Genomic DNA, 11,223 nt, shown 5'->3' on the forward strand with positions numbered 1-11,223 from the left:
TTTTCTTTGGAGGGAAGGTTGGTCTTAAAATTTAAAATTATAGCTAACGGCAGGAACAATTCCGAAAATTGAAGTTTTTACGGCTTCATTGGCAGCGGTATCGGTATTTTGGCGGAAATTAATCGAGGCTGCATTCTGGCGGTTGTATAAATTGTAAATACTAAAAACCCATTCTGCTTTCCACTTCCTGTCTTTGTTTTTTCGAGGTGTCAAAGTTGCCGAAACATCTAAATGGTGATAGGCCGGCAAACGGTTGTCGTTTCTTAAACCATAGCTAGGCACCGTGATTCCTAAATACTGATATTGTCCATTTGGATAGGTAACAGGTTGTCCTGACTGAAGCGCAAAATTAGCTCCAAAAGACCATTTTTCGTTCAGGTTATAGGCTGATGTCACGGCTAAATTATGCGTTTTATCATAGGCAGAACTGTACCATTGTCCGTTGTTGATACCAGTCTCTTCGGGAGTTCTTCCCGGAGTCTGCTGTTGTGATTTGGATAAAGTATAGGAAATCCATCCGTTGAATTTACCTTCGTTTTTCTTTAGCATAAATTCGAGACCATAAGCTCTCATTCTTCCGTTGAGAATTATTTGCTCGATCGCATTATTCGCAATCAAATCGGCACCATCGATATAATCGAGTCGGTTTTGAATCTTTTTATAATAGGTTTCGACTTCAACGGTATAAGCGCCATTGTTAATATTTCTAAAATAGCCCAAAGCAACCTGATCTGCAATCTGAGGTTTGATGTAGTTGTCACTAGGCATCCACACGTCAAGCGGAGTAGGTGATGAGGTATTCGAAATCAATTGAAGATACTGCGCCATGCGGTTATAACTTGCTTTAATAGCCTGATCGTCGTTTAACTGATAAGAAACCGAAAGCCGTGGTTCGAAATTGTTGTAATCCTGAATGACCTTGTTTTTACCGAAGTATTTTGTTGAGGTAGGAATTCCTTTTTCGTAAATCTGCATATTATTATTGAAGGTTACAGCCTCATTATTGTTGTAATAATTAATCGTAGAAGTACCTAAGCGGTAGAAAAGACTGTAACGCAAGCCATAAGCCAGTGTGAGTTTTTTGGAAAGCTGATTTTCGGCTTCGATATAAACAGAAGGTTCAAAAGCATATTTTTTGTCCAGCTGGTCCGGATTAATTCCGGATTTTTCATTACTTGGTTTAATGGTCCCGGGATTAAACTCATAGTAAATTCCATTTAAACCGTAGTTCAGTTTGAATTTATCCGAGATATAGTTTTTGAAATCGTATTTGATGTTGTAATTTTTAATTCCGGAGTCCCATTTAAAGCCTACAAAATCTAAGTCAAGACCGTAATAGTAATCGCTGTAAATCAGAGATAAATTGGAAAATAGCTTATCAGAGTACAAATGGTTCCAACGCAGGTTTAGTGTCGAATTTCCGTAAATATTGGTAAAGCTCTTGTTCAGACTAAATACGTCGCGGCCAAAATAACCCGATAAATACAAGCTGTTGTTTTCGTTTAGCTTATAACTCAATTTAGTGTTCAAATCATAAAAATAGGCAGCGTTGTTTTTTTGATCTTCGGATAACTTTAGAAATAAATGAGCGTAAGAAGCTCTTCCTCCAATCAGGAAAGAACCTTTGTCTTTCACTAGCGGACCTTCGGCTAAAATTCGGCTTGAAATTAATCCAATTCCACCATTGACATGAAATTCTTTACTGTTTCCGTCTTTTTGATAAATGTCTAAAACTGAAGAGGCTCTTCCGCCATAGCGCGCGGGAATTCCTCCCTTATATAATTTTAAATCTTTGATGGCATCCGGATTAAAAACGGAGAAAAAACCAAATACGTGAGAAGAATTAAAGATAGTAGCTTCGTCCAGTAAAATCAAATTCTGATCGGCACCCCCGCCACGGACATTGAATCCCGAAGCGCCTTCTCCCGCATTCGTAACTCCCGGGAGCAATAAAATCGATTTTAAGACATCGACTTCACCCAAAACAACCGGCATTCTTTTGATGGTGGCAATGGAGAGTTTATTGGCACTCATCTCAGGTGATTTGATGTTGATTTTACCTTTATTATCCGTAATTATGACCTCTTTAAGTTCTTCACCGCTTTCGGTAATAGCAAAATTATTTTTAGTGTTTTGATTTAAAGTAATGGTCTTTTGAAGAGTCTGATAACCAACATAACTAATTTCAATTTGATGCTCTCCCTTTGGAACAGTTAGAGAATAAAAACCATATTCATTGGTGGTAGTACCCATTTTTAAGGCTGGAATATAGAGGTTAACGCCAATTAAAGTTTCATTGTTTTTAAAGTCGGTGATGGTACCGCTCAGTGTGAATTTTTCCTGAGAAAATGATGTTAGAATAGCAAAGAAGAAAAATAAAAAAGCAGTTATTTTTTTGGTGGTCATTATCTTGGTTTTGAGTTACATAGTTAACGATTCTTGTTAAATATTTCTACAGAACGTTTGTTAAACATTAGTTAAGAATGACTTTTTCTCTAAGGTTCAAAGGTGTACAGGTGTAGAGGTTCAAAGTTTTTTAGTTCAACTTACAAAAAAAAGACAACTGTTGAAAGTTGTCTTTTTAAGGGAGATACATTGTTAGATCTCTATTATTTTATATTACTATTTTATTTGAGCAATAATGGAGTTGAATGTTTCGCTTGGTCGCATTGCTTTGCTCACTAACTCCGGAGTTGGCTGATAGTAACCACCAATTGTTTGAGGTTTTCCTTGTGCACCAATTAATTCAGCATCGATTTTAGCTTCGTTAGCTTCAAATTCAGCAGCTATTGGAGTGAAGATCGCTTTTAATTCAGCATCTTTGTTTTGAGCAGCCAAAGCCTGAGCCCAGTAGTATGCAAGGTAAAAATGAGAGCCACGGTTGTCAATCTGACCTACTTTACGGGCAGGAGATTTATCATTGGCAAGGAATTTATCATTGGCCTGATCTAAAGTTTCAGACAGAACAATAGCTTTAGAATTGTCTAAAGTTTGTCCTAAATGCTCTAAAGAAGCTCCAAGTGCTAAAAACTCTCCTAATGAATCCCAACGTAAGTATCCTTCTTCTGTAAATTGCTCTACGTGTTTTGGAGCAGAACCTCCGGCACCCGTTTCAAACAATCCACCACCGTTCATTAACGGAACGATAGATAACATTTTAGCCGAAGTTCCTAATTCCAGAATAGGAAATAAATCGGTTAAATAATCACGTAAAACGTTTCCGGTTACCGAGATAGTGTCTAAACCTTTAATGATTCTGTCTAAAGTAAATTCAGTAGCAGCAACTGGGTTTAAGATGCGAATATCCAGATTTACGGTATTGTGATCTTTTAAATATTTTTGAACTTTTGCGATCAATTCTCTGTCATGTGCTCTGTTTTCGTCTAACCAGAAAACGGCAGGAGTATCAGATAAACGTGCTCTGTTTACAGCAAGTTTAACCCAGTCCTGAATTGGAGCATCTTTGGCCTGACACATTCTGAAAATATCATTAGTTTCAACGTTTTGTTCCATTAAAACAGTTCCTTTGTTGTCTGTTACACGAACAACTCCGTCAGCTTTTATTTGGAAAGTTTTGTCGTGAGATCCGTATTCTTCTGCTTTTTGAGCCATTAACCCTACGTTAGGAACACTTCCCATTGTTTTAGGATCAAAAGCACCGTGTTTTTTACAGAAATCGATAGTAGCCGTGTAAATTCCAGCGTAAGAGCGATCCGGAATAACTGCGATGGTATCTTGTTGTTTTCCTTCTTTATTGTACATCTGTCCTGAAGTACGAATCATTGCCGGCATAGAAGCATCAACAATTACATCTGAAGGTACGTGTAAGTTTGTAATTCCTTTGTCAGAATTTACCATTGCCAAAGCAGGACCGTTTTCGATTGCTTTAGTAATGTCAGCTTCCACTTCCGCTTGTTCAGGTCTTCCTGCAATTTTTGCATAGATATCACCTAAACCATTTCTGGTGTCAATGTTTAATTCTGCAAACAAAGTTTCGTATTTTTTGAAAAGATCAGCAAAGTATACTTCAACGATAGCACCGAAGATAATTGGATCTGATACTTTCATCATGGTCGCTTTTAAGTGTACCGAAAGTAAAACACCTTCTTTTTTAGCATCAGCGATAGCATCAGCAGCAAAAGCTTTTAATTTTTTTACACTTAAAACAGAACTGTCAATGATCTCACCTGCTTTAAGCGGAGTACTGGCTTTTAATACAGTAGTGGTACCGTCTTTTGCAACGAATTCAATTTTTACATCGTTAGCTTCTGCAACAGTAAGCGATTTTTCACTTCCGTAGAAATCACCGTTTGACATTGAAGCTACTTTTGTTTTAGAATCAGCAGACCAGGCACCCATGGAGTGTGGATTTGATTTTGCAAAGTTCTTTACTGCTCTTGGTGCTCTACGATCAGAGTTTCCTTCACGTAAAACCGGGTTTACAGCAGAACCTAAAACTTTAGCATATTTTGCTTTAATTTCCTTTTCAGCATCATTTTGCGGATCTTCAGGATAATTTGGAATTCCGTAACCATGTGACTGTAACTCAGCAATAGCCGCTTTTAATTGCGGTACCGATGCAGAAATGTTTGGTAATTTGATGATGTTAGCATCAGGCTGTGTTGCCAACTGACCCAATTCTGCCAAAGCATCTCCGGTTTTTTGAGCAGCTGTAAGAAGCTCAGGAAAATTAGATAAAATTCTGCCAGCCAAAGAGATGTCTCTGGTTTCAATAGCGATACCAGCAGTACCCGTAAATGCTTGAACAATAGGTAAAAAAGAATAAGTCGCTAACAAGGGCGCCTCATCAGTTAAGGTGTAATAGATTTTCGAATTCTGTGTCATTTTTTTTTTTTTTTTATAATCGTATCGCCAGAGAATGGCAATGTAAAAGGTATAGTCGGCTCAGAATGAGCGGAGCAAATATAATAAAAACAGTCCGAAAACGGTGTAGTTTTGAGGAGAAATGCCGAAATTATCAGATTGTTATTTCGAGGTCGTTTAATTGTCAAATCGACGATTTTGGTATTAAAAAATTACGGTTTTGATGAATCGTAGAAAAAAGAGGATGATTTCAGAAGAGATAAACCTTTGCGGTTGTATAAAATTAGTTAAGTAATGTGTTTTTGTCTGAAAAATTGTACTTTTGATTTAATAAATGAATGAGTAATAAAGTGTAAGCTACATTGTTTAATATGTTTTTTACTTATTGTTTGTTATAAAACTTAATTATTATCTTTGAATTATGAGCACACTTACAAAACAAAATCATATAGGGCGAAAAATTAGCCGTATTCGTGAACTTCGAGATATGAAGCAAGAAGCTTTGGCACAGGCTTTAGGAACAAGTCAGCAAGCTGTTTCTGCTATTGAAAACAGTGAAACGATAGATGATGAAAGACTTAAAGAAGTTGCAAAAGCGCTTGGAGTAACTGTTGAAGCAATTAAAAATTTTTCAGAAGACAATATGATTAGTTACTTTAATAGTTTCCATGATAACAGTTTTACAAATGGAACAGCATTCAGTACAAATCATTATTGTACTTTCAATCCATTGGATAAATTAATCGAAATTTTTCAGGAGAAAGAAAAGCTTTACGAGCGTTTGCTGCAAGCTGAAAAAGATAAAATCGAGTATTTGGAAAATCTATTGAAAAAATAGAGACCAATTTTCATTAAAATACAAACCGATGCTTTAGGAGTGTCGGTTTTTTTATTTTGGGCGTGTCCCGCCGAAAAAGGCGGGTCGGGCTATCCGCTTCAAGTCCTCGCACTTCCTTCGTCAGGCTGTGGGCTTTCCACTTCTATCCCTCACGCAAACGGTTTCATTAGACCGTTTATGGTTTGCAAGATTAAGCTGGTAAAATCTGTTTTTATCAGCGTTTTCGCTTTAGCGAATCAGTAAAATCAGTGTCTAATTTTGACGCGGATGAAACAGATTTACTTCGTAAAAACGCAGATAAAAACGGATTTTATTTTCCAAAAGATTAACTTAATGACATTGACTTCAAGCCGTAGAATAAGAATTTTTTGTTTATTAAGCGCAATTATTTTTACAATCTTGTCATTTCGACGAAGGAGAAATCATACGCGGGATTCGGCAAAGATTGACGATTTTGATTGCGTCCCGAAGCTCAACAGTAATCCATATAGTTTGTCATTTCGAGGAACGAGAAATCTTCGCAAGAAAGTCAAAAGTAAACTAAAAGCTTTTATGGAAATGATTGTTTTAGCCCCGATAGCAGTGGAAATCCTTTTGTGTCGGGGTTCGGCACAAAAGATTACTTCGTCAGTTCGCTTCGCTCGTGTGAAACGGATAGCGGGATTAGCTCCTGAAAATTTTAAAAAACAGGCAAAAAAAAACCCGTTTCAAATGAAACGAGTTTTTTATAACCAATAGATAAATGATTATCTTCTTTTATCTTTAATCTTAGCTTTTTTACCAGTAAGTTCTCTGAAGTAGAAAATTCTAGCTCTACGTACAGCTCCTTTTTTGTTGATTTCAATTTTTTGTAAAGCTGGTAAGTTTACTGGGAAGATACGCTCAACTCCAATAGCTCCAGACATTTTACGGATAGTAAAAGTTTCTGTGTTACCAGAACCTCTTCTTTGAATAACAACTCCTTTAAAAAACTGAGTTCTTGTTTTTTCACCCTCTTTAATTTCGTAGTAAACTGTGATAGTATCTCCAGCTCCGAAAACAGGGAAATCTTTTTTAGCAACGAATTCGTTTTGAACGAACTTTAATAAATCTGCCATGATAATTTTTATTATTGTTTATTTAGAGTAACATTCACGTATTTCGCCAGAGGTTAGTCTAATTCGGGTGCAAATGTAAAAAATAATTGTAAATTATGAATTATAAATTGTAAATTATTTTAAGTTGCTGATAAATTGAGGGTTAGTGTTCAGTCACAGTATACAGTTTTCAGTCTCAGTCTCAGTCTCAGTCTCAGTCTCAGTTTACAGTAACAGTAGTAATCAATACAATAAAACTGAACATTGTATACTGTATACTGTGACTGAACACTGAGTACTTACTTAGGCTGCTGTTGCGTCACACAGTGGATCATTCCTCCATTAGCGTACAAATTACGAACATCGATACCAATTACCTTTCTGTTAGGATACAAGCTTTGAATTAGTTGGTTCGCAACCGCATCATTAGGATCATTGTAATTAGGAACTAATACAACCGTGTTTCCAATGTAGTAATTAACATAAGAACCTTTGTATCCTAATTTTTTACCATAAGCCGTTATAACTTTGTTTTGAGTCAAAGGCAGTTTTAGGAAATTGTATTTTTTACCTTTTAGATCTTTTGAATTGTACAAAGTAGGAATGTCTCCTTCTGGTACTTCCCAGTACAGTAAATCATCTTCACTCATCGTTACGATGGTGTTGTCATTACCAAATCGTGCAAACCCGTCAATGTGCATGTCAGTAATGTCTTTTCCTGCTTTTCCGTTAAGCCAGATGAAGTTAGACACTCCTAAATATTTTTTAAAAATGGCTTCAGCTTGTGCCTGACTCATTCCAGGATTACGATTTGAGTTCAGAATAGAGCTTTTAGTAGCTAATAAGGTTCCTTTTCCATCTATTTCTACAGCTCCGCCTTCGTTGATCATGATCGAATTTAAATCTACAACTGTTGTACTTTGATCTGCGGCAATTTGTGCAGGTATGGTGTTGCAATTTCTAAAATCGGCTTTTTCTCCCCAGCCATTAAAGCCCCAGTCCTGAATTACCAATTGGTTGTTTTTGTCTCTTACATAGATAGGACCATTATCTCGCACCCAAACATCATCCGTTTTATAGATTTTAAAATCGATAGCAGAAAGAGAAACTCCTGCATTTTGTAATAAAGTTGTAATTCTGTTCTTTTCGTTGGTATTATAAGCAACGATATGCACCTTTTCACTTGTTGACAATGATTTTGTCATGGCTACCCATGTAGCATCCAAATCATCTCTATAGTTAATACCGTATTGATATTGGTGTGGCCATTGCAGCCAGGTTCCTTCATGCGGAGCAGATTCTTCAGGCATGGTATACATAATCTCGCTTTTAATGGATTCAGTTGGTTCGTTTGGTGTTGCAGACATTCCGTCTTCCTGGCAGGAAGTGAACAAAGGAAGTAGTACTATTGGTAAAAATAATTTTTTCATCTTAATATAAGTTTGTTGTGGATTAACTTGTTTAGTGTCATTTTGTTACTAGTATTTTGACGGTACAAATGTATTTCTAAAACGTAATCCGGCAGTTGTCCAAAATGGACAAATCAAATAAGCGGAATAAAAATCGCTGTGAGATAGTCAGATTCGTTATCACAATTGTCGCTTGTTTTCAGGTATTGTTCAATAACAGGCAAATGTGAAAGTTCAAAATCATGGGTTAGAAACCAGCCACCAAAGATTTGATTATACGTTTCTTCAAGGGTGTGGTAGCTTCCATGGTGAAAAAAGCGAGCATATTTGCCCCCAAAAATTTGCTTCTTTGGAAGATTTTTAAGAACAGCAGTTGTCGCAATGCAGGCTTCGTAAGTACAATTTATTTTTTCGGTAATTAAAATGTCATCCGTTATTACTCCGAAGAAGTGAGCATCAGTTTCAGGAAATTCATTTTTTAAAAGAGTGTCCCAAAGATTTTCTATTTCGGGATTAATATAATGTGTTTTAGAGCTAAGGTAATAAACAGCTGTTTCCGGAATGGTGAGTATTTCCGGCTTTAAAACGGAAGTAAAAGATTGAAGAATACCCGTATCGTTTAATAAAAGTTCTTTTTGATTGCGGGCAAGCGAAGGAGCGCAGTCGAAATGTTTTTTGAAGGTTTTTGAAAAAGACTGCACATCGGCAAAACCTACTTCAAGTGCAATTTCTGAGATCTGTTTGTTCGAGTAGATCAGTTTTTTGTACCCATTTTCTACTTTCAATCGGGTTTGATAAGCGCCGATGGTTTCATTAAATAAAGAATAAAAAATGCGTTGCAAATTCCTGTAGGAGTAACAGGAAATACGCTCCAGAGAATTTATTGAGATGATTTGATTGTAATTCATCTCAATATAATTCCGTGTATTGTAAATATGTTTCAGATTAAAATCGCTCATTTTTTAGCTTTTAGAAAGAAGTAATAAAAAAAGATAACGATAATTACAGCTTTCAAGTATGATTGAGAAGAATCACTAAAAATAAATGAGGAGGGAATATTTTTTATTTTTCTTCCAATAAATCCGGACGTCTGTTTTTAGTATGTTCGTAGGCCATATCCTCGCGCCATTTGTCAATTTTGGCAAAATGACCGCTCGTTAGTACTTCGGGCACTTTCCAACCTTTATAATCTGCAGGTCTTGTGTATATAGGGCCTGAAAGCAGATTGTCCTGAAAACTGTCAGTCAATGCTGAAGTTTCGTCGCTCAAAACACCGGGAATCAATCGGATCAAAGCATCAGATAATACTAAGGCTCCTAATTCTCCACCGGATAATACATAATCGCCAATTGAAATTTCTTTGGTAATAAAATGGTCACGAACACGTTGATCTACCCCTTTATAATGTCCGCAGAGAATGATAATGTTTTCATACATCGACATCGTATTGGCCATTTTTTGATTTAGAGTTTCTCCATCAGGCGACATATAGATAATTTCATCATACTCGCGCTGGCTTTTTAAATGCGTGATACAGTCATCAATAGGCTGAACTGTCATTACCATTCCGGCACCTCCTCCAAACGGATAATCGTCAACACTTTTTTGCCTATTTGTGGTGTAATCACGTAAATTATGAAAATGAACTTCTACTAAACCTTTGTCTATAGCACGTTTCATAATCGAAGCCTCAAACGGACTCTTTAATAATTCAGGTAAAATTGTAATAATGTCAATTCGCATTTCTTTTCTTCAATAGTTCTAAGATGCAAAGATACAAAGTTAATTTTTGTGAATTTTCAAGATTTGAAAATGAGAGAAAATAATTAAGAGACTGGTTAGAATGAGTTGCTAACCAGTGTGTTATTTGATGGTTTGTGTTTAAGTATTTGTTTTACAGGTGAATATATGATGGTTATATAACATAAAACTACCGAAATGTAAAAAAAAGCTGCTTAATTTTAAGTAATATTACGGTTCAATCGTCTAAAAAAATAAAGTCCCATGAAAAAGCTATTCTTACTAACAATTATATTGATTTTACAGGCATGTGCAACAGCTAAAAATCCAAACGATCAATGGATCGGTCAGTCAAAAAAAAATCTTATAAAGGCGTGGGGACCTCCTATACGTACTTTAAATCACCCGAATCATGGAGAAATACTAATTTATGCAGATCAGGTATATGCAAATACAGATGCAAGTGAAGCTACCAGAATTGCTGGTCCAAATTATTGGAATTACACTTATATATACACCCATAAGGACGGGAAAATTTACTTGTATAAAACCGATAAACAACAGCAGCCTCCACAAACGATTGCTGTAAAATAAATAGATTGATTGTTTTTTTATCAGAAAATAGCGCTGATTTATTACTGCGACGAAAATCATTTCAGTATATTTATGCTGATCTTAAGTAACTTAAAATGATAAATCATGAAAAAAATAGCAATGCTAATGGTGCTTTTTCTAATTATTTCCTGTAACAATCAAAATCAATCAAAACCTATGGATGCTACAAAAAATGAACAATTAATCAAACAGTATTTCGAACATTTTAACAACCATGACTGGAAGAAGATGTCAGAAATGTATACGGATACCGCTGATTTTAAAGACCCTTCGTTAGGGCCGGGGATTGTAAAACAAACCCGTAAACAAATTGCAGATAAGTATGTAGAATTAAATGCTGCATTTCCGGATCTGCATGATAAAGTTGTTCAGGTTTATCCATCGGGAGACAAACATATTATTGTAGAGTTTGTTTCAACAGGTACAGGGCCCGATAATTCAAAATTTGAATTGCCAATCTGCACTATTTTTACCATTGAAAACGGATTAATTACCAAAGATTTTACCTATTTCGATAATTTTGAAGAAGAGGAAAACTAAGGGCAGCTGCTAACCGTAAAAAGAGGTGTTGTCCCTACGGGACATTGTTGACGGTAGATTACCCGTATTTTGCTCCTGACGGAGCATTTTTTTTGCTAATAAGTAAAATAAATTGAGGGAAAGTAATATTTATCAATAAAATATTTGTAGCTTTATTCTTTCATTTTAAATGATCTAAAAT

Annotated in this window: 9 protein-coding genes; 3 read left to right on the plus strand and 6 right to left on the minus strand. The window is 35.9% G+C overall.

Annotated features, from left to right (window positions below; translation table 11 throughout):
- Nucleotides 1-24: 24 nt before the first annotated feature.
- Both JO950_RS06745 and JO950_RS06750 read right to left on the minus strand, forming a co-directional pair.
- Nucleotides 25-2,406, minus strand: coding sequence for a TonB-dependent receptor (locus JO950_RS06745; protein WP_202701954.1), 2,382 nt, complete (start codon nucleotides 2,404-2,406; stop codon nucleotides 25-27).
- A gap of 216 nt (nucleotides 2,407-2,622) precedes the next feature.
- Complete coding sequence (locus tag JO950_RS06750; RefSeq protein WP_202701955.1) at nucleotides 2,623-4,845, minus strand: NADP-dependent isocitrate dehydrogenase; 2,223 nt, start codon at nucleotides 4,843-4,845, stop codon at nucleotides 2,623-2,625.
- 400 nt (nucleotides 4,846-5,245) lie between these two features.
- Between JO950_RS06750 and JO950_RS06755 the strand changes: the two genes are divergently transcribed.
- Entirely contained in the window at nucleotides 5,246-5,662 is a 417-nt protein-coding gene (locus JO950_RS06755) for a helix-turn-helix domain-containing protein (RefSeq protein WP_202701956.1), read from the plus strand.
- A 746-nt stretch (nucleotides 5,663-6,408) separates the two neighbouring features.
- On the opposite strand, the gene rplS is transcribed toward JO950_RS06755, so the two are convergent.
- The 4 genes from rplS to trmD all read right to left on the minus strand — a co-directional run bounded on the left by rplS (nucleotide 6,409) and on the right by trmD (nucleotide 9,890).
- Nucleotides 6,409-6,759: a 50S ribosomal protein L19 gene (gene rplS, locus JO950_RS06760; protein WP_017495434.1), complete on the minus strand. Its 351-nt coding sequence runs from the start codon at nucleotides 6,757-6,759 to the stop codon at nucleotides 6,409-6,411.
- Nucleotides 6,760-7,037: 278 nt separating this feature from the next.
- Nucleotides 7,038-8,168: an agmatine/peptidylarginine deiminase gene (locus JO950_RS06765; RefSeq protein ID WP_202701957.1), complete on the minus strand. Its 1,131-nt coding sequence runs from the start codon at nucleotides 8,166-8,168 to the stop codon at nucleotides 7,038-7,040.
- A gap of 113 nt (nucleotides 8,169-8,281) precedes the next feature.
- The gene (locus JO950_RS06770; protein ID WP_202701958.1) at nucleotides 8,282-9,106 is read right to left on the minus strand and encodes a GyrI-like domain-containing protein; all 825 of its coding nucleotides are present in this window, start codon (nucleotides 9,104-9,106) and stop codon (nucleotides 8,282-8,284) included.
- A 103-nt stretch (nucleotides 9,107-9,209) separates the two neighbouring features.
- Entirely contained in the window at nucleotides 9,210-9,890 is a 681-nt protein-coding gene (gene trmD, locus JO950_RS06775) for a tRNA (guanosine(37)-N1)-methyltransferase TrmD (protein ID WP_017495431.1), read from the minus strand.
- A gap of 261 nt (nucleotides 9,891-10,151) precedes the next feature.
- Between trmD and JO950_RS06780 the strand changes: the two genes are divergently transcribed.
- The gene (locus JO950_RS06780; RefSeq protein WP_202701959.1) at nucleotides 10,152-10,481 is read left to right on the plus strand and encodes a hypothetical protein; all 330 of its coding nucleotides are present in this window, start codon (nucleotides 10,152-10,154) and stop codon (nucleotides 10,479-10,481) included.
- A 105-nt stretch (nucleotides 10,482-10,586) separates the two neighbouring features.
- The gene (locus JO950_RS06785; RefSeq protein ID WP_202701960.1) at nucleotides 10,587-11,042 is read left to right on the plus strand and encodes a nuclear transport factor 2 family protein; all 456 of its coding nucleotides are present in this window, start codon (nucleotides 10,587-10,589) and stop codon (nucleotides 11,040-11,042) included.
- Nucleotides 11,043-11,223: the final 181 nt, after the last annotated feature.

It is taken from the genome of Flavobacterium sp. UGB4466, from assembly GCF_903469665.1.
Lineage (GTDB): Bacteria > Bacteroidota > Bacteroidia > Flavobacteriales > Flavobacteriaceae > Flavobacterium > Flavobacterium lipolyticum.

What these genes read in the sequence shown, in the direction of transcription:
- JO950_RS06745 (WP_202701954.1), bottom strand. Translation starts at nt 2,406, where the DNA reads ATGACCACCAAAAAAATAACTGCTTTTTTATTTTTCTTCTTTGCTATT.
- JO950_RS06750 (WP_202701955.1), bottom strand. Translation starts at nt 4,845, where the DNA reads ATGACACAGAATTCGAAAATCTATTACACCTTAACTGATGAGGCGCCC.
- JO950_RS06755 (WP_202701956.1), top strand. Translation starts at nt 5,246, where the DNA reads ATGAGCACACTTACAAAACAAAATCATATAGGGCGAAAAATTAGCCGT.
- rplS (WP_017495434.1), bottom strand. Translation starts at nt 6,759, where the DNA reads ATGGCAGATTTATTAAAGTTCGTTCAAAACGAATTCGTTGCTAAAAAA.
- JO950_RS06765 (WP_202701957.1), bottom strand. Translation starts at nt 8,168, where the DNA reads ATGAAAAAATTATTTTTACCAATAGTACTACTTCCTTTGTTCACTTCC.
- JO950_RS06770 (WP_202701958.1), bottom strand. Translation starts at nt 9,106, where the DNA reads ATGAGCGATTTTAATCTGAAACATATTTACAATACACGGAATTATATT.
- trmD (WP_017495431.1), bottom strand. Translation starts at nt 9,890, where the DNA reads ATGCGAATTGACATTATTACAATTTTACCTGAATTATTAAAGAGTCCG.
- JO950_RS06780 (WP_202701959.1), top strand. Translation starts at nt 10,152, where the DNA reads ATGAAAAAGCTATTCTTACTAACAATTATATTGATTTTACAGGCATGT.
- JO950_RS06785 (WP_202701960.1), top strand. Translation starts at nt 10,587, where the DNA reads ATGAAAAAAATAGCAATGCTAATGGTGCTTTTTCTAATTATTTCCTGT.